The organism is Dyadobacter koreensis (assembly GCF_900108855.1).
Classification (GTDB): Bacteria; Bacteroidota; Bacteroidia; order Cytophagales; family Spirosomataceae; genus Dyadobacter; species Dyadobacter koreensis.
Genome location: NZ_FNXY01000008.1, coordinates 262238 through 279199 on the forward strand (window position 1 = coordinate 262238; position 16962 = coordinate 279199).

The following is a 16962-nucleotide window of genomic DNA, read 5'->3' on the forward strand; positions in this document are numbered from 1 at the left end:
TTATAAAGCCCTAAGATTCTTCCACTACCAAAGTTATTCCTTCGGTTCTTTGGATGATCACTTTACTTCCGGCTTCGATCGGATTATGATTAACAGAAGTTGCGTTCCACTCAGCGCCTCGATAATAAATTTTTCCTGAACCGTTCGACGGAATGTCTCGTATGACCATGGCAGTTTCGCCAACAAATTCTCTGTATTCCTGATGCTTTTCACGTCTCATCTCCATTAATTTTTGCGCATGCCTGCGGAAGATCATTAAACTTGTGATGGAGATAAGAGAGAAGGCAATTATCTGATATTCTAAGCTTGGAAGTAAACCGATCGCTGCAAACAAAGCTGTGAATAAACCTCCGACAGCAAAAAATACGAACACGAGGGCAACGCTGACCAACTCAGCGACCAGCATCAGCAATCCGATTATCATCCATATTTGTGGCAACGACAAATCCATAATCATTTCTTTGGTTCGGATGATTTTACAATAGTCATGGCTGAGGCAACCATTGAGCCCATGTCGGCCAGGTTAGCCGGAAGAATTAATGTGTTTCCAGCCTTTGCCAATTTTCCAAATTGTTCAACAAAATTATCTGCCACTTTTAATTGAACCGCTTCCATTCCGCCTTCATTTTGAATTGCGGCGGCAACCAGCCTGATACTTTCAGCTGTAGCCTCTGCGACCGATCTCAGAGCAGCAGCTTCACCTTCAGCCTCGTTAATCTGACGCAGACGCACACCTTCAGATTCAAGAACTGCTTTCTGTTTCTGACCTTCCGCCACATTAATTGCAGCTTGTTTTTCACCATCTGATTGTAAAATCACAGACCGGCGTTCACGTTCAGCCTGCATTTGTTTTTCCATCGCGATCAATACACTTTGCGGCGGTGTTATATTTTTAATCTCATAACGAAGAACTTTTACACCCCAGCCAATCGCAGCATCGTCAATGGATTGAACTACTGCACGGTTGATGATCATTCGTTCCTCAAAAGTTTTGTCCAGATCAAGTTTGCCAATTTCACTTCGCATTGTCGTTTGCGCCAATTGAATAACCGCAAAAGTATAATCTGCAATTCCGTAAGCTGCTTTTTTAGGATCAATTACCTGGATGAATATTACCCCATCCATCCTCACCTGCACATTGTCACGGGTGATACAAATTTGTTCCGGTATATCTATGGCTGATTCTTTAAGCGTGTACTTGTACGCAATGCGATCGAAGAAAGGGATAATAAAATTAATGCCCGGTTGCAAAACCCCATAAAATTTGCCAAGTCGTTCCAATATGTAGGCAGTTTGTTGAGGCACAACTTTGACCGTCATCAGAATGGTAAGAATTACAAGAACCAACAACACTAACAAAGGAGTCATAACAGGTTTGATTTTGGTTTAATACGAAAATAACCCTGTACTTGCGGGATTCCTAAGGATGTATTACCAACGAACAATTAATAAGTCCGCCGGTAATTTTACGGGATGGATGGCAAGATTCAATCTCTTAAAATTTCTTTTGAAATAACCATCTTTTGTATTTCACTGGTACCTTCCCCGATCGTACAAAGTTTGCTGTCGCGATAAAATTTTTCTACGGGATAATCTTTTACAAAACCGTATCCGCCAAATATCTGAACTGCTTCGTTAGCAACGCGCACTGCCGTTTCCGAAGAGTGATATTTGGCAACTGAACTTGCCAGAGTCACTTTTTCGCCTCGATCTTTCAGCATTGCAGCATGATAAGTTAATAAAGATGAAGCCTGAATATCGGTATACATATCGGCTAATTTGAAAGCAATAGCCTGAAAATCAGAAATCGATTTGCCGAATTGTTTTCTTTCTTTCGAGTAAGCCAATGCGGCTTCATAAGCCCCAATGGCCGTTCCAACGCCCAAAGCGGCAATCGAAATACGGCCTCCATCCAGGACCTTCAATGATTGAATAAATCCATCCCCGGCATCGCCGATTCTTTGGCTGTCAGGAATAAAACAATCATCGAAAATCAATTCGACGGTTTCAGATGCGCGCATACCCAGCTTGTTCTCTTTTCGTCCAGCTGTAAAACCCGGCGTTCCCTGAGGGATGATAAAAGCTGTTGCGCCATGTTTGTCACCAGGCTCGCCCGTTCTGGCGATCAGCACGGTTACGTCTCCGCTTTTACCATTGGTGATAAAATTTTTCGATCCGTTTATTTTCCAGCCGCCGCCTTCTATAACAGCAATGGTACGCATATTACCTGCATCTGATCCTGTGTTTGGTTCTGTTAATCCCCATGCGCCAAGCCATTCTCCGGAAGCTAATTTTGGAAGATATTCTTTTTTCTGAGCATCGCTGCCAAACATTAAAATATGATTCGTACAAAGCGAGTTGTGTGCTGCCATGGATAATCCAATAGACGGGTCGACCTTTGACAATTCTATGATGGCGGTAACATATTCGTCATACCCCAAGCCGGCCCCACCATATGCTTCGGGCACGAGCATTCCCATAAGACCGAGCTCGCCAAGTTTGTTAAAGAGGTCTTTTGGGAAAAATTGTTCTTCGTCCCAGCGGCTGATATTAGGTTTTATTTCTTTCCCTGCAAAATCTCGTATAGATTGTTCTATAAGAGAACGCATGTCTGAATCAGAATCTTCGATGATGTTAGGTGTGTTCATGACGATAATTGTTGATGACAAATTTGTTTTATTCAATTATAAGAAGAAATGCTAATATTTCTCTGGCCGAATAAAAACAAATGCGAATAAGAAGGGGGGTGATTCATTTAAAAAAATTACTTTTGTTCTTGTTGGGATTAACCCGGCTTAATAAAGTGCAATTTTAGGTTTATTGAAATCTTTTTCATCGCAGCTATATTATTATTAAATTTTTATGAAAATAGCAGTAGTAGGAACCGGTTACGTAGGTTTGGTAACAGGAACTTGTTTTGCCGAAACAGGTAATCAGGTATTTTGTGTGGATATCGACGCTAAGAAAGTTGAGCGTATGTTAAACGGCGAAATTCCAATTTACGAACCAGGACTCGACGTACTTTTTGATCGTAACGTGGCCGAAGGCCGGTTACAATTTACAACCAATCTTGCAGAAGGTATTAAGGATGCTGAGGTGATCTTTTTGGCGCTTCCAACACCTCCGGGTGAGGACGGATCTGCCGATTTGAAATACATTCTTAAGGTGGCTGATGATTTGGGCCACATTTTAGATAAATACGCCGTTATTATTGATAAGAGTACTGTTCCTGTAGGAACGGCTGAGAAAGTACATGCAGCAATTGCTAAAAACGCAAAAGTTGAATTTGATGTAGTTTCAAATCCTGAATTCTTACGTGAAGGCGTAGCCGTTGAAGATTTCATGAAGCCCGACCGCGTTGTGGTTGGAACAACTTCTGAGAAAGCTAAGAAGGTAATGGAAAAACTTTACGCTCCTTTGGTACGTCAGGGTAATCCGGTTATTTTCATGGATGAGCGTTCTGCGGAAATGACTAAATATGCTGCCAATTCTTTCCTTGCGATGAAAATTACGTTCATGAACGAGATCGCAAACCTTTGCGAAAAGGTTGGAGCAAACGTTGATGACATTCGTCGTGGTATCGGAACAGACAGCCGTATCGGTAAACGTTTCCTTTTTGCGGGTATTGGTTACGGGGGAAGCTGTTTTCCGAAAGATGTTCAGGCTTTGGCAAAAACGTCGGCCGACTATGACTATGATTTCAGAATTTTGAAATCAGTTATGGAGGTAAACTACGATCAGAAGAAAAAGCTTTTGCCGATGGTAAATAATTTCTTTGATAACGATCTGAAAGGAAAAACGATTGCAGTCTGGGGCTTGGCCTTCAAACCATATACAGACGATATTCGTGAAGCTCCTGCTCTGGAAAACATCGAGGCTTTGCTTGAAGCAGGTGCAACGGTAACCGTTTACGATCCGGAAGCGATGGAAAATGTAAAAGGTATTTTGGGCGATAAAGTTACTTTCTGCCATACGCCTTATGCAGCTTTGGACGATGCTGATGCGTTGATGATATTTACAGAATGGCCACAGTTCCGTACGCCGGAATTTGAGAAGATGGGGAAATTGTTGAAAAACAAAGTAATTTTCGACGGACGTAATCTTTACGAACTAAGTACAATGCGTGAAATGGGTTATACTTATTTCAGTATTGGTAGAGAAAAAGTATCATAATTTAAGATTTTGAGATAGAGATTCCTTGAATTAAGTTATGTTTGATGCATAATTTGATTCAGGAATCTCAATTTTTTAAGATCTCGAATCTCGCAGTTTAATCTCAAAAATCTAATAATATAATTCATGAAGCGTGTATTAATAACCGGAGCGGCAGGTTTTTTAGGGTCGCATCTTTGTGAGCGATTCTTAAAGGAAGGCATGTACGTTATCGCAATGGATAACCTGATCACAGGAGACTTGCGTAATATCGAGCATTTGATGCCTAATCCAAATTTCGAGTTTAATCATCACGATGTTACGAAGTACGTGCACATTCCAGGAGAATTGGATTACATCATGCACTTTGCTTCACCAGCCAGCCCGATAGATTATTTGAAAATTCCTATCCAGACTTTGAAAGTGGGCGCGATGGGAACACATAATTTGTTAGGACTTGCTCTGGCTAAAAAAGCGCGTTTTATTATTGCTTCGACGTCTGAGGTTTATGGAGATCCTTTGGTTCATCCGCAAACAGAAGAATATTGGGGACACGTTAACCCGATCGGGCCGAGAGGCTGCTATGATGAAGCGAAACGTTATCAGGAAGCGATCACGATGGCCTACCACCGCTATCACGAAGTCGAAACACGTATCGTTCGTATCTTCAATACTTACGGGCCTAGAATGCGACTGAACGATGGACGTGTATTGCCTGCATTCATCGGACAGGCATTACGCGGAGAAGACATCACGATTTTCGGTGACGGCTCTCAGACTCGTGCATTCTGTTATGTTGACGATCTGGTTGAAGGTATCTACCGACTGTTGTTAAGCGACTATACATTGCCTGTTAACATAGGAAATCCTTCGGAAATTACGATTAAGGAATTTGCAGAAGAAATTATCGCCTTAACTGGAACTGATCAGAAAGTTGTTTACAAAGATCTTCCGCAAGATGATCCGAAACAACGCCAGCCGGATATAACGAAAGCGAAAGAAATTCTTGGATGGGAACCGAAAGTTTCCCGTGAAGAAGGTTTGAGAATTACGTACGATTATTTCCGCAGCCTGCCTAAGGAAAGATTGTATGAGGAATCAAACCACCGCGGTTTCGAAACATTTAAGAAGGAAGAATAGTTTTTTAGCTGCCGGCCCTCAGCAATCGGCTGTCAGCTACACGCCGATAAAAAAGCTTTATCAGTTATAACAAAAAATCCCGCAGATACTTCTACGGGATTTTTTGTTGTCAAGTTGAAAGCCGACCGCCGAAAGCTGATAGCCAAAATCAGACTTCCATAATCTCTTTTTCCTTCGCAGCCAATATTTGTTCCACCTTCGAAACATAGCTGTTTGTAAGCTGCTGAACGCGGTCTTCGCTCACTTTCACCAAATCTTCTGCAACTCCTTCTTTTGTCAATTTACGAAGCGAATTATTTGCATCCTGACGAATGTTGCGGATGTTGATCTTCGCAGTTTCAACTTCGTTTTTCGCTCGTTTTGCAAGCTCACGACGGCGTTCTTCGTTGAGAGGCGGAACAGAGATGCGGATCATTTCACCATCGTTAGAAGGCGCAAATCCAAGGTTTCCGTTACGGATCGCTTTCTCTATATCATTGATAGTTTTTTTCTCAAACGGTCTGATCGCGATTGTCCTTGCATCCGGCGTATTGATCGTCGCCACATTTGACAAAGGTGTCATTGAACCGTAATATTCAATCTGAAGGCCGTCCAGCATTTGAGGAGATGCTTTTCCGGCGCGTATTTTTCCTAATTCAATAATCAAGTGCTTAATCGCACCTTCCATTGTGTCTTTGGCGTCGTCCAGATATAATTCTATTTCTTCCATGATTACTTGGTGGTATTGTTTTCTATTAATTCGATATCAAAGTCCCAACTTGTCCACCCATTACAAGGTCGTAAAGATTACCAGGCTTGTTCATATCAAAAACGATAATCGGAACATTATTTTCTTTGCAAAGCGTAAAGGCGGTAAGGTCCATGATCTTAAGATTTTTTGAAAGAGCCTCATCAAAACTAAGTTGAGTATACTTTGTCGCCAAAGGATCTTTCTCCGGATCAGCCGTGTAAACACCGTCAACGCGTGTTCCTTTTAAGACAACCTCAGATTCTGATTCGATCGCACGAAGTCCGGCTGTTGTATCCGTTGTGAAATAAGGATTACCCGTTCCGGCTCCAAAAATTACGATACGGCCTTTTTCAAGGTGACGAACGGCACGACGGCGGATAAGCGGTTCACAAACCTGCTCCATTTTGATTGCCGACATCAATCTCGTACGCATACCATGTTTTTCAAGAGAACTTTGAATAGCCATCCCGTTGATTACAGTGGCTAACATGCCCATATGGTCGCCTTGAACTCTATCAATACCGGATTTTTCTACTGATGCCCCACGGAAAATGTTTCCTCCTCCAATAACAATCGCTATTTGCACACCTGCATCAGCAATTTTTCGGATTTCACTTGAATAACTGTCAAGGATATTAAAGTCGATAACCTGAGTTTTATCTCCACCGTTGAGTGCTTCTCCGCTAAGTTTGAGAAGGATACGTTTGTATTTTGGTTCGGGCATGATTTGTTTGTTGGTGTTTTTTTCTGTAAAAATAAGCGTAGGCAGTTCAGATTACCAAGTATTTTATTGAAACTCTATCAATACCTGATTTTTTTCAACAATTTCTCCCGGTATGATCTTTAAAGTTTTTACAACCCCGTCACCGGAAGACTTGATAATATTTTCCATTTTCATTGCAACCAGGACCAGTAGTGTATCACCCTTTTGAACTTGCTGCCCAGGCTCGACTGCGATGGACTGTATAAGGCCTGGCATTGGCGCTTTAAGATTATTAATTTTTTTAACAGAAGATGCCTGCATCCCCAGTCCTTCCAGCAACAGATCAAACTGATCTTTCACAGAAGTTTCATAGGGCTGTCCGTTAATAAGTAATTTGAAAGTTTTTTCGGCGACATTCGATTCCACGACTTCGATAGTGAAGGAGCGGTTTTTCCAGATGACGTGATATAGTTTTTCACTGATCCTGACAATATCACCGTCAAAGATATTGTCGCCGATCCACCATTGATCTTCTTTTTGTTTTATTTCATAAGAAACACCGTCAGATATTCCTTCGTCACCTGATTTGCCACCTACTTTAACTTTTAGCATATAGCTTCACTGAATTCGTGTACGACCTCATTTAGTATCTCATCCAATTCTTCAAAAGTCATACCCTGAACCAGGCGCATCCGGAATGGTTTGAAATGTTCCAGTCCTTTAAAATAATTTGTGTAGTGACGTCTCATTTCAAAGACACCTGCGATTGGTCCTTTCCAGCGGATCGAAAATTCCAGATGGCGACGGCATACGGCGACACGCTCTGCAAGGGTAGGAGGTGCCAGTTTTTCTCCGGTTTTAACAAAATGTTTGATTTCATTGAATATCCATGGATTTCCGATCGTAGCTCTTCCGATCATAATTCCATCTACCCCAAAGCGGTTTTTATATTCCACAGCTTTTTCAGGCGTATCCACATCCCCATTCCCAAAAATCGGGATCGTGATCCTGGGATTATCTTTTATTTTGGCAATTAAAGTCCAATCCGCTTCGCCCTTGTACATCTGGACTCGCGTTCTGCCGTGCACCGAAAGCGCCTGAATTCCAATGTCTTGTAATCTTTCTGCTACTTCCTGAACATTTTTTGTGCTTTCATCCCAGCCCAGACGAGTTTTGACGGTCACAGGCAAATGTGTAGATTTAACGACAGCATCCGTCATTCTTACCATTTTTGGGATGTCCTGAAGCAAAGCGGCACCAGCGCCGCGGCAAGCAACCTGTTTGACCGGACAACCGTAGTTGATATCAATCAGATCAGGATTTACCCTTGATGCAATTTCGGCGCAGGAGCCCATTGTTTCAACATCACTTCCAAAGAGCTGAATTCCTACAGGTCTTTCATATTCGAAGATATCCAGCTTCTGGACACTTTTTGCCGCATCCCTGATTAATCCCTCTGATGAAACAAATTCAGTGTACATCAAATCCGCACCATTTTCCTTACACACAGCCCGAAAAGGCGGATCGCTTACATCCTCCATCGGCGCAAGCAACAGCGGGAAATCGCCAAGTTCTATTTTACCTATTTTTACCATTTATTATGGGACGAGATTCAATCAGGAACAGAATTTTTAACGCTTTTATTAAGCTATTCTTATCTCTCAACAGTCACTCGTTATTTTTAAATTCATAATTAGCTGTAAATTTACACCAATTATGCAAAAAAGTTATTCAAATTTGGTACATACACGAGTGCCCGGTACGTTGGGAGGTTTGTTGGTCTTGGTTGGTTTCGTGCTTATTGGAATGGCTGTCGGTAATGTACTGGCGATTCTGATCCTCGCTTTGTTATCTGGTTCTGATGCAGATAGTATTACCGGTTTATTAACAACTTTATTTGCTGATCCAGAAAGTGTCCCGAATGGATGGATCTCCATGATGATTCTGCAGGGGACAGTCCACTTTTTTTCCTATCTTCTTCCGTCGCTTCTCTATTGGTTTTATATGGAGCGGAAGGATCTCAGCGATTTTAATTTTAGAAGAAAGCCTGCGCCAACCGTGTGGTTTCTTGCCGCTATTGTTGTCCTTATTTTTATACCGGTCAACAGCCAGTTTATTGAATGGAATTCCAGCATGGTTTTTCCGGAATCATGGTCCTGGCTGGAGCAATGGATGCGTGAAAAGGAAGATCAGAATGCGATGCTCACCCAGTTTATGACCAATTATCAGCAAATCGGACAGCTGATTATTGCACTTACTGTTGTGGTATTGTTGCCGGCTTTGGGTGAGGAGGTGTTGTTTCGTGGAATTATACAGCGTAAACTTGCACAACATTGGGCGAACGTACATATTGCAATCTGGGTTTCAGCTGCCATTTTCAGCGCAATACATTTTCAATTTTACGGATTTTTGCCGCGGATGATTCTGGGCGCGCTTTTTGGATATCTTTATTACTGGTCGGGTCGCCTTTCCGTAGCAATTCTGGCTCATTTTGTTAACAACGGATTTGTCCTTGTCATGATGTTCCTTTATAACATCAAGGTGCTGGACACCAATATTGAAGAGGTTAAAGTAATGCCTTTGACGGCTATTTTGGCTTCAATTGTTCTGACGACCGCTATTTTATTTGAAATCAGAAGGTCAGGCTCCAAAGAAAAAACTTTGGTTTAAGAATTTATCATAATCAATAACAACACTCGGGCGAAGGCATAGTACTTGCAGGGAAAAATTTTATGGACGAAAATTGGGGAAGGGTATATAATACCAAACAGATGATCCGGGCTGAAATTGCCAGAGAAATATTAGAGCAAAACGGAATTGCCGCTGTCATTGTCAATAAACAGGATAGCAGTTATCCGATTTTTGGAATGTGCGAAGTGCATGTTCCTATGACAGATTTTGTGCGGGCTCAAACCATCTTATCGAATGAAGACTCCCTTACAGAATCTGAGTAATTTACAACAACGGACAATTACCGGGCTTATCGGATTTGTAATAATTCTAGGCTGTATACTTTACAGCGAATGGAGTTTCTTATTACTGTTTTGCACGATCAGCTCGCTCACTCAACTCGAATTTTACAAGTTATTGGGACTTGACGGAAATCAGCCTTTGACATATTATGGTACGTTCTGTGGCACAGTTATGATGTTATTGGCGTACCTTATAGAACAGGACCTTGTTTCGTTCGAGAATTATTTCATTATCAGCCCATTGCTGTCGATGATCTTTTTTATCAAACTTTATAAAAAAAATGACCTGAAACCTTTTACCAATATTGGTTTCACTTTCTTAGGGATAATTTACGTAGCGCTGCCTTTTTCTTTGATTATCGTAATGGCAATGCGCGGTGGAGTATATAACTATGAGATCGTTTTGGGAAGTTTACTTCTACTTTGGGCATCTGATATCGGAGGTTATTTTGCAGGTACAAAATTTGGGAAAAGGAAACTTTTTGAACGAATTTCTCCCAAAAAATCCTGGGAAGGTGCGATGGGAAGCGCGGCATTTGCAGCGGTAATCGCTTTTGTGCTCGGCCATTATTTCCGTACCTTCGAACCATGGAAGTGGTACTGCATCGGCGCTATTATTGTGGTAGTTGGTACCTATGGCGACTTGGTTGAATCACTTTTTAAGCGTAGTATCGCAATCAAGGATTCTGGAAACAGTATTCCCGGACATGGTGGATTTTTGGATCGTTTCGATGGATTGCTGCTTTCAGCGCCATTTATCGTGACGTTTTTAAAATTGTTTTCGTAGCGAAGGGATTTAATTTTAGTTGGGGCAATGCTTCCCGGTTCCTGACGTTTTTGAATAAGAGGTATGCTTTTTTAGAGATTTACTTGAAAGACATTTATAAATATATTAAAGTCGATTTAATCAATACTAACCCTTTGCAGCATTTCGAGTTGAATTTAATGCTGGCTAACGATCTGAAAGAATGAAGAAAAGATTTTTAATATATTTTGTAATACTGGCAAGCGTTGTTTTTGGACAGGAAATTTTTGCACAGGGAGAACAGAAAGCGATTATTTTCAGCGGGGTTGTAGTTGGTGGAAAAAGTACAGATCGTTTACCCGGAGCATATATTTTTATCCCAAAAGCAGGAAAAGGTACTTTGGCAGACAGTAGGGGTAACTTTACTATACCAGTTTTTCCGGGTGATAGTATCGTGTATAGCTATGTGGGTTATAAGAAGCAGTTTCATGTAATTCCAAGAAACTATAATGCGGAGACGTATTCAGCTATCGTGGCCATGCAGGAGGATGTGACTATGCTTTCAGAAGTAAAAATATATCCCTATGCAACGGAGGAGGATTTTAAGAAAGCCTTTTTAGCGCTTAAACTTCCCGATCAGGCAGATCGGGACGCTTTGGCGCGTAGCACTGACCCCGATTATATTAACAGGATGGCAGCTCAGGTGCCAAATAACGCACAGACGAATTATCGTTATACTATGGATCAGCAACTTTTCGGGCGTGAATCAGCTGCTGGAAAAGGATTTGCTACAACCTTCCCTTTCCTAAATCCATTTGCCTGGGCGAATTTTATAAAATCCGTTAAAAAAGGTGATTTAAAACAAAAAGAATGGCGTAAAGAATTGAATAATGCGCCCAGGGAAAGTATTACCCGCCAGGATATATTAAAGAAAAACGAAGAATTTGAAAATCCGAATAAGCAGGATAAATAATACAGATTTTTGTTAAAAAAGCTTAAAATCCAGCGCCGAAAGGTCTGGATTTTTTTGTTACAAGTTTTTAGGATATAGATTGATTAAGTTTGAAGAAAAATACTGACTGCCGTAAGTCACATCCTAATCATTAATCGGAAAAATATGAAAGACACAGTTTTAAAATATTGCATGATTTTCGTCTGCATTATAGGTGTCCACAATCTGTATGCGCAGGGAGAGCAAAAGGCAATTATTTTTACGGGTGTCGTGGTTGGAGGCAAAACAACTGTCCGTTTGCCAGGAGCTTATGTTTACATTCCAAAAGCCGGAACAGGCAAATTGGCCGGAAGTGACGGTTCTTTTACCATCAACGTATTCCCAGGTGATAGTATCGTATATAGCCATGTCGGTTATAAAAAGCAGTATCAGGTGATTCCCAGAAATTATAATGCGGGTATGTATTCGGCGATTATTTCCCTGCATGAGGATGTCGTAATGCTTTCGGAAGTTAAAATCTACCCATATTCTACCGAAGAAGATTTCAAAAGAGCGCTTTTAGCACTAAAATTGCCGGATCAGGCAGATCGGGATGCATTGGCAAAAAGCACGGATGCAGAATATATAAAAAAGCTGGCAGCACAGGTGCCAAATAACGCACAAACCAATTATCGTCAAACGATGGATCAGCAATTATTTGGTCGTGAGTCTGCTGCGGGCAAAAACTTCGCGCCGACATTTCAATTCCTGAATCCTTTTGCCTGGGCGAAATTTATCAAATCTGTTAAAAATGGCGACTTGAAGCCCAAAGAATGGCGCAAGGAGCTGAATGATTCTCCAATGGAAAGCATCAATAAGCAGGATGTATTAAAATGATTTGAATGAACAGTCTGTATTACTCTATTTGAATTGATTTAATTTAACTGTTTTTCCATCAAAAACAGCATAGGCCTGATGGGCTTGCCTGGTCACCCATTCGCCCAGATTGATGTATCTGCTCCGTTCATTTACGGCGAGGTCGAGCATGAGATGACGATGTCCAAAAATATAATAATCGTGGTGTTGTTCTTTTTCGACTTCTTTACAATAGACCAGCAACCATTCCTGGTCGTCGCCCATAAATTTTTCCTCGCCCTTGTTGTTATTGGCAATTCGGCTTCGTTTCGACCATTCGGAAGCTATCCACATCCCGACATCAGGATGGACAAACCTGAAAACGCCCTGAAAAAACTTATTTTCGAAAATCTGTTTCAGAATCTTGTAAACTTTGTCGCCAGGCCCCAGGCCGTCCCCGTGTCCAACCATAATTGACGTTTTGTTTCCATTATCGTCGGTGAAATTAAAATTGACAGGATTGCGATAAATCGTTGCACCTATTTCATCTTTCAGATAACCAAACATCCACATGTCATGATTTCCGGTAAAGAGGATCAGCTCAATTCCCCGATCAGCCAATTGAGCAAGTTTTCCTAAGAGTCTGGTGAAACCTTTTGGAATCACGTGGCCATATTCAAACCAGAAATCGAAGATGTCGCCAACCAGAAAAATAATCTGCGCATCGTGCTCGATAGATTCAAGCCACGTTACGATCAATCTTTCGCGGTCTCTGCTCTTTTCAACAGACGGCACGCCCAAGTGAAAATCAGAAGAAAAATAGACACGACGTCCTGCGTGCAGGGATACAGATTTGGTTTCGAAATTAAAATTCATGCGATGTTTACAAATGCGCTGCAATTTACAATCTTCCACGTAAATGGCACGACTGACGGTAGCGAATCTATTTGTACCGATAACTCAATTCGTGTAGAATTAAAGAATGATATTTTGTAATTTTATAAGAGTTGGGTTCAGCGTTCATACTTTAATCGGTTGATTATCATGTATAAAAAATTATCCCTCTCAATTGTTTTGAGTTGTTGTGCATTGATTTCAAAATCACAGATTCGCATTAATGAACCCTCACGGGTTATTGAAAGACAAGCGGAAAATCGCGCAAACCGGAAAGTAGACCAGGCCGTAGACCGGGGATTCGATAAGGTGGAAGAAGGTATCGGCAGCCTTTTCAAGAAAAAAGATAAAAAATCGAAAGAGCAAACAAATTCTCAGAATAGCGAATCTTCGGGTGATTTTAAAAATAATGAAACAGAAGCGAGTGACCCCGTATCTGCGAGTGACGCAACCAGGCCCGTGGTTAAATCAACGCTTAAATCGTATAGCAAATTTGATTTTATACCAGGGGAAAAGGTGGTGGCGGTAGAAGATTTTTCCCAGGATGCAATCGGAGATTTCCCGGCAAAGTGGAACACGAATTCCTCAGGCGAAATTGTGACTATTGCTGGTAATGACGGAAAATGGCTGATGCTTGGTCCGGAAGGTGTTTTTTATCCTGAATTTGTCAAACAGTTGCCCGAAAATTTTACGCTGGAATTTAACCTGGCCACAACTTCTGAATTCAGCTTTTATTCGGGGGCGCTCAGAACCGTGTTCGCCGAACTGGCGGATCCCGTTAAAAATTTTTCTTACTGGCAATGGTACGATGGAAATAAAGCAAAAGGTATAGAACTTGGGCTCCATCCTAACGGAGCAGGAGGAAAACAAGGCTTCGCTTCGTTTGATATTTTTGAAAATCAGGCAGAGTCCATAATGAAGAATGACAAAAGCATTCCAGCTTTTACAGTACCTGACCACAATGTTGTCAAAGTTTCCATCTGGCGTCAAAAAACAAGATTACGACTGTATGTGGATGATTATAAAGTTTGGGATTTACCCAGAGCTTTTAACCCTAATACAAATTACAACTTCATCGCTTTCAGTAACCAGGGATATAGTCAGGAAACAGACCGGTTTTATATATCCGATTTAAGACTGGCCATTGGCGCGCCGGATACACGAAGCAAATTGATTACCGAAGGAAAGTTTTCTACGACTGGAATTTTGTTTGATATCAATTCGGCGATCATTAAACCGGAATCTTTTGGGGTGTTAAAAGATATCGCTGGCGTGTTGACCGAAAATGCTATGGTGAAAGTTAAAATTATTGGCCATACTGATTCAGATGGTGATGATAGCAGTAATCTTGCCTTGTCTAAAAAACGATCAGAATCGGTGAAAGAAGCTTTATCCAAAGATTTTGGAATTGATAAATCGAGGTTGGAGACAGACGGAAAGGGCGAAAGCGAACCTGCTTCTCAGAATACGACGGCCGAGGGGAAAGCGAATAACCGCCGTGTTGAGTTTGTCAAAATGTAAAGGAATTATGTTTTTCGGTAGTCTCTTTTTAGATTGCAGGCATTAATAATTATTGTTATGCTTAGAAAAATATCCTGTTATCTGATTCTCGCTTTTTTATCTGCTGGTAGTGTTGTGATGGCCCAGGCCACCAAAAAACCGGTACTGTCCAGGGCGACGCAATGGAAGCCCGAAAAGGGGCAATACTACTTTACGCATGCGCTCACGTATGAGTTTGAAAATAAAGCTGATAAGAAAAAAGGCGAAGTGGTAATCTATGTCGATCCGGTAACGGGAACGATGTGTTTCAAAAAAGAAAACAGTTACGGCGAAACGGGTAAAAACTTCGATTTTATTATTGCCTTTCAGGACGGGAAATATATCTACTGCGGAAGTGACGAGGCAGGCAAAAAGATGAAGATCACCGAAAAAGTAGAAGAGGTAAAACCTGATGCAGAGACGCTTAAACAGCAAAAAGAAGATTTTAACACCTATTGCCTGCCGACAGGAAACAAGAGAAAGGATTTCGGCTGGGAAAGCACGGAGTATGAGTTATCCTACGCCCGATCAGAAGAAAAAGATAAGTTGTGGCTGACAACGACTCCTTTTGGAGTTTATCCTTTATATGGTTTCGAGCTGATCGAAAATGTGGCAAGTCTGCCGGTCTCGTTTGACTACACCTACATTTTCGGAAACCGCCAGTTGTTGACCGAAATGAATTCCAAGGATGTTGTGCTGAAGCTAAAAAGTTATGAGCCTAATCCGTTTCTGGCAGTTACTAGGGGGTATCCGGAAGTAAAAGTGGCGGATTAGGCTCATTAGAAAATTATTGTATCGCTTCTCTTTCCGCCATTACTTCGGAAAGAGGGCGTAAATTTGCCGGAATTTCAACTTCTTCCTCTTCTGCTGAATAAGGGAATACATCAAGAATCGGTGTCAAATTTATGTCCGTCGTTTCGTAAGGAATCAGCATTGTGCGTAAACTTTCTGTGATACGTTGTAATGCCTGATCAATTCCATCCGCATTTACAAGCATATAATTCACTACTTTTTTCTCTTTGCCACTTTTCTCATCCACTGAGAAGTAAACCACTTTGGCTTTGAACCACTTTTCTCCGTCTTCATAAGAAAACAAATCGGCCAGACGCATTTTCGAAATCGCCATTACACTAAAATCACTCGCACCAGTAACGATTTGTTTGTAGAGCCTTGCTTCCGATTCTGTGTAGGAAATTGCATCTACAAGGTATGTTTCATTGATCGTTTTAAGACTTCCTGCTTCGTCTTCCTTTTGGTAACGTATTTTTCCTAAATACCAGCTTGCCATTGTAGTCTGTTTTTGAATTAAAGTGGTTGTAAAAGTTTGCAAAGGTATGCGCTGGAACCAAGGCTTGCAACAAGATTTTTTGCAAAATTATTATGGGTATTTTTTGAATGGCAGGGATTGGTTATTCTTTTTCTTATCCGTCCGACGGCCAAAAAAACCGTCGGACGGAGCGGCCCGTCTGATGGATTTTTCGCCACCAGACGGTTAAGGAAAGTTTCAAGATTTATTGTCTTGTAAACAATTTATGAGCCAAAATCCTTGAATGAGCATTTAATCAAAAAAGTCGTAACAAAAGAATAATGCCGAACAGGTATGGGCGTTGTAGTAGCTACTGTTTATCTTGCAAAAAATTTTAAAACACACAATGAAAAAACAAATTTGGGTTATCGCGATTTTAGCTACGGTTGGATTGTTCACGAGCTGTGGTGTAAGTCGTCAGGTTTCGGAGGCGAAAGCTTTTGGAGATTGTAAATATAAAATCGCGTCTGCTGACAGCGTTTATCTCGCAGGTATTGACATTCGCGAATTTAGAAATATTAAAAGTATGGGTGATCTCGACTTGGCCAGGTATCCACGACTGGGACTTGCGCTTTTACGTAAAGATGTTCCTCTTGATCTGCGTGTCAACCTGGATATTAATAATCCGACGCGAAAAAAAGCAGCAATCAATCAGATGGAATATAAAGTTTTGCTTACCAATACAGAAATCTTTAACGGGTTTTTGAATGAAAAAATAGAAGTTTATCCCGGGACTGGAAGTACCCGTGTGCCTGTAAAATTAAGCGCTAACGTCTATAAATTATTGACAAATGATGCAACCAGGGATGAGTTTATCAATATGGTTTTAGCTTTGTCGGGCAAATCCGGATCCAAGCCTACTAAGCTCACTTTAAAAGTAAAACCAACGCTGGACCTTGCAGGGAAGCAAATCAACTACCCTGGTTATATAACATTTGATCAGGATGTTACAAGCGATATGATTTTAGGGATAAATAAATAATTGTAAAGGCAGC

General features: G+C 41.2%; 19 protein-coding genes. 10 read left to right on the forward strand and 9 right to left on the reverse strand.

From position 1 onward, the window contains the following. Positions 1–10: 10 nt before the first annotated feature. The 3 genes from BMY70_RS24505 to BMY70_RS24515 form a co-directional block, all read right to left on the reverse strand. Positions 11–451 (reverse strand): NfeD family protein, encoded by a 441-nt coding sequence (locus BMY70_RS24505; RefSeq protein WP_090339839.1) that lies wholly within the window; start codon positions 449–451, stop codon positions 11–13. A 2-nt stretch (positions 452–453) separates the two neighbouring features. Beyond that, positions 454–1368, reverse strand: a complete 915-nt coding sequence (locus BMY70_RS24510) for an SPFH domain-containing protein (protein ID WP_090339463.1) — start codon at positions 1366–1368, stop codon at positions 454–456. Positions 1369–1487: 119 nt separating this feature from the next. Continuing rightward, complete coding sequence (locus BMY70_RS24515; RefSeq protein ID WP_090339465.1) at positions 1488–2648, reverse strand: acyl-CoA dehydrogenase family protein; 1161 nt, start codon at positions 2646–2648, stop codon at positions 1488–1490. Positions 2649–2862: 214 nt separating this feature from the next. On the opposite strand from BMY70_RS24515, the gene BMY70_RS24520 reads away from it, so the two are divergent. Together BMY70_RS24520 and BMY70_RS24525 are read left to right on the forward strand one after the other, a co-directional pair. Continuing rightward, positions 2863–4173 (forward strand): UDP-glucose dehydrogenase family protein, encoded by a 1311-nt coding sequence (locus tag BMY70_RS24520; protein ID WP_090339467.1) that lies wholly within the window; start codon positions 2863–2865, stop codon positions 4171–4173. Between the two features lie 126 nt (positions 4174–4299). Beyond that, positions 4300–5292, forward strand: a complete 993-nt coding sequence (locus BMY70_RS24525; RefSeq protein ID WP_090339470.1) for a UDP-glucuronic acid decarboxylase family protein — start codon at positions 4300–4302, stop codon at positions 5290–5292. Positions 5293–5440: 148 nt separating this feature from the next. On the opposite strand, the gene frr is transcribed toward BMY70_RS24525, so the two are convergent. From frr to dusB, 4 genes are all read right to left on the reverse strand, one after another. Further along, the gene (frr, locus tag BMY70_RS24530; protein WP_090339473.1) at positions 5441–6001 is read right to left on the reverse strand and encodes a ribosome recycling factor; all 561 of its coding nucleotides are present in this window, start codon (positions 5999–6001) and stop codon (positions 5441–5443) included. 25 nt (positions 6002–6026) lie between these two features. Then, on the reverse strand, positions 6027–6746 hold the full coding sequence (gene pyrH, locus BMY70_RS24535; RefSeq protein ID WP_090339475.1) for a UMP kinase: 720 nt from the start codon (positions 6744–6746) through the stop codon (positions 6027–6029). Positions 6747–6809: 63 nt separating this feature from the next. Continuing rightward, the gene (locus BMY70_RS24540; RefSeq protein WP_090339478.1) at positions 6810–7337 is read right to left on the reverse strand and encodes an acyl-CoA carboxylase biotin carboxyl carrier protein subunit; all 528 of its coding nucleotides are present in this window, start codon (positions 7335–7337) and stop codon (positions 6810–6812) included. After that, positions 7331–8320 (reverse strand): tRNA dihydrouridine synthase DusB, encoded by a 990-nt coding sequence (gene dusB / locus BMY70_RS24545; protein WP_090339481.1) that lies wholly within the window; start codon positions 8318–8320, stop codon positions 7331–7333. The genes BMY70_RS24540 and dusB overlap by 7 nt, the downstream gene beginning before the upstream one ends. A 121-nt stretch (positions 8321–8441) precedes the next feature. Here dusB and BMY70_RS24550 point away from each other — a divergent pair, with 121 nt between their 5' ends. The 5 genes from BMY70_RS24550 to BMY70_RS24570 all read left to right on the forward strand — a co-directional run bounded on the left by BMY70_RS24550 (position 8442) and on the right by BMY70_RS24570 (position 12270). Continuing rightward, positions 8442–9395 (forward strand): CPBP family intramembrane glutamic endopeptidase, encoded by a 954-nt coding sequence (locus BMY70_RS24550; protein WP_090339485.1) that lies wholly within the window; start codon positions 8442–8444, stop codon positions 9393–9395. A gap of 62 nt (positions 9396–9457) precedes the next feature. Further along, a complete protein-coding gene (locus BMY70_RS24555; RefSeq protein WP_090339488.1) occupies positions 9458–9679 on the forward strand; it encodes a putative signal transducing protein in 222 nt (73 codons plus the stop codon). After that, positions 9651–10484: a phosphatidate cytidylyltransferase gene (locus BMY70_RS24560; protein ID WP_090339491.1), complete on the forward strand. Its 834-nt coding sequence runs from the start codon at positions 9651–9653 to the stop codon at positions 10482–10484. Before BMY70_RS24555 ends, BMY70_RS24560 begins: the two co-directional genes overlap by 29 nt. 181 nt (positions 10485–10665) lie before the next feature. Further along, positions 10666–11415, forward strand: coding sequence for a carboxypeptidase-like regulatory domain-containing protein (locus tag BMY70_RS24565; RefSeq protein WP_090339494.1), 750 nt, complete (start codon positions 10666–10668; stop codon positions 11413–11415). A gap of 144 nt (positions 11416–11559) precedes the next feature. Further along, complete coding sequence (locus BMY70_RS24570; protein ID WP_090339497.1) at positions 11560–12270, forward strand: carboxypeptidase-like regulatory domain-containing protein; 711 nt, start codon at positions 11560–11562, stop codon at positions 12268–12270. A gap of 24 nt (positions 12271–12294) precedes the next feature. Here BMY70_RS24570 and BMY70_RS24575 read toward each other — a convergent pair whose 3' ends face one another. Beyond that, the gene (locus BMY70_RS24575; RefSeq protein ID WP_090339499.1) at positions 12295–13104 is read right to left on the reverse strand and encodes a UDP-2,3-diacylglucosamine diphosphatase; all 810 of its coding nucleotides are present in this window, start codon (positions 13102–13104) and stop codon (positions 12295–12297) included. 168 nt (positions 13105–13272) lie between these two features. Here BMY70_RS24575 and BMY70_RS24580 point away from each other — a divergent pair, with 168 nt between their 5' ends. Together BMY70_RS24580 and BMY70_RS24585 are read left to right on the forward strand one after the other, a co-directional pair. Next, entirely contained in the window at positions 13273–14643 is a 1371-nt protein-coding gene (locus tag BMY70_RS24580; RefSeq protein WP_090339502.1) for an OmpA family protein, read from the forward strand. 57 nt (positions 14644–14700) lie between these two features. Further along, positions 14701–15435: a hypothetical protein gene (locus tag BMY70_RS24585; RefSeq protein ID WP_229209762.1), complete on the forward strand. Its 735-nt coding sequence runs from the start codon at positions 14701–14703 to the stop codon at positions 15433–15435. Between the two features lie 13 nt (positions 15436–15448). On the opposite strand, the gene BMY70_RS24590 is transcribed toward BMY70_RS24585, so the two are convergent. Beyond that, a complete protein-coding gene (locus tag BMY70_RS24590; RefSeq protein ID WP_090339505.1) occupies positions 15449–15949 on the reverse strand; it encodes a DUF4494 domain-containing protein in 501 nt (166 codons plus the stop codon). Between the two features lie 364 nt (positions 15950–16313). Here BMY70_RS24590 and BMY70_RS24600 point away from each other — a divergent pair, with 364 nt between their 5' ends. Beyond that, entirely contained in the window at positions 16314–16949 is a 636-nt protein-coding gene (locus tag BMY70_RS24600) for a hypothetical protein (RefSeq protein WP_090339510.1), read from the forward strand. Positions 16950–16962: the final 13 nt, after the last annotated feature.

Bases quoted from the DNA above. Each gene is read 5' to 3' on its own strand.
- BMY70_RS24505 (WP_090339839.1), bottom strand. From the start codon at position 451: ATGGATTTGTCGTTGCCACAAATATGGATGATAATCGGATTGCTGATG.
- BMY70_RS24510 (WP_090339463.1), bottom strand. From the start codon at position 1,368: ATGACTCCTTTGTTAGTGTTGTTGGTTCTTGTAATTCTTACCATTCTG.
- BMY70_RS24515 (WP_090339465.1), bottom strand. From the start codon at position 2,648: ATGAACACACCTAACATCATCGAAGATTCTGATTCAGACATGCGTTCT.
- BMY70_RS24520 (WP_090339467.1), top strand. From the start codon at position 2,863: ATGAAAATAGCAGTAGTAGGAACCGGTTACGTAGGTTTGGTAACAGGA.
- BMY70_RS24525 (WP_090339470.1), top strand. From the start codon at position 4,300: ATGAAGCGTGTATTAATAACCGGAGCGGCAGGTTTTTTAGGGTCGCAT.
- frr (WP_090339473.1), bottom strand. From the start codon at position 6,001: ATGGAAGAAATAGAATTATATCTGGACGACGCCAAAGACACAATGGAA.
- pyrH (WP_090339475.1), bottom strand. From the start codon at position 6,746: ATGCCCGAACCAAAATACAAACGTATCCTTCTCAAACTTAGCGGAGAA.
- BMY70_RS24540 (WP_090339478.1), bottom strand. From the start codon at position 7,337: ATGCTAAAAGTTAAAGTAGGTGGCAAATCAGGTGACGAAGGAATATCT.
- dusB (WP_090339481.1), bottom strand. From the start codon at position 8,320: ATGGTAAAAATAGGTAAAATAGAACTTGGCGATTTCCCGCTGTTGCTT.
- BMY70_RS24550 (WP_090339485.1), top strand. From the start codon at position 8,442: ATGCAAAAAAGTTATTCAAATTTGGTACATACACGAGTGCCCGGTACG.
- BMY70_RS24555 (WP_090339488.1), top strand. From the start codon at position 9,458: ATGGACGAAAATTGGGGAAGGGTATATAATACCAAACAGATGATCCGG.
- BMY70_RS24560 (WP_090339491.1), top strand. From the start codon at position 9,651: ATGAAGACTCCCTTACAGAATCTGAGTAATTTACAACAACGGACAATT.
- BMY70_RS24565 (WP_090339494.1), top strand. From the start codon at position 10,666: ATGAAGAAAAGATTTTTAATATATTTTGTAATACTGGCAAGCGTTGTT.
- BMY70_RS24570 (WP_090339497.1), top strand. From the start codon at position 11,560: ATGAAAGACACAGTTTTAAAATATTGCATGATTTTCGTCTGCATTATA.
- BMY70_RS24575 (WP_090339499.1), bottom strand. From the start codon at position 13,104: ATGAATTTTAATTTCGAAACCAAATCTGTATCCCTGCACGCAGGACGT.
- BMY70_RS24580 (WP_090339502.1), top strand. From the start codon at position 13,273: ATGTATAAAAAATTATCCCTCTCAATTGTTTTGAGTTGTTGTGCATTG.
- BMY70_RS24585 (WP_229209762.1), top strand. From the start codon at position 14,701: ATGCTTAGAAAAATATCCTGTTATCTGATTCTCGCTTTTTTATCTGCT.
- BMY70_RS24590 (WP_090339505.1), bottom strand. From the start codon at position 15,949: ATGGCAAGCTGGTATTTAGGAAAAATACGTTACCAAAAGGAAGACGAA.
- BMY70_RS24600 (WP_090339510.1), top strand. From the start codon at position 16,314: ATGAAAAAACAAATTTGGGTTATCGCGATTTTAGCTACGGTTGGATTG.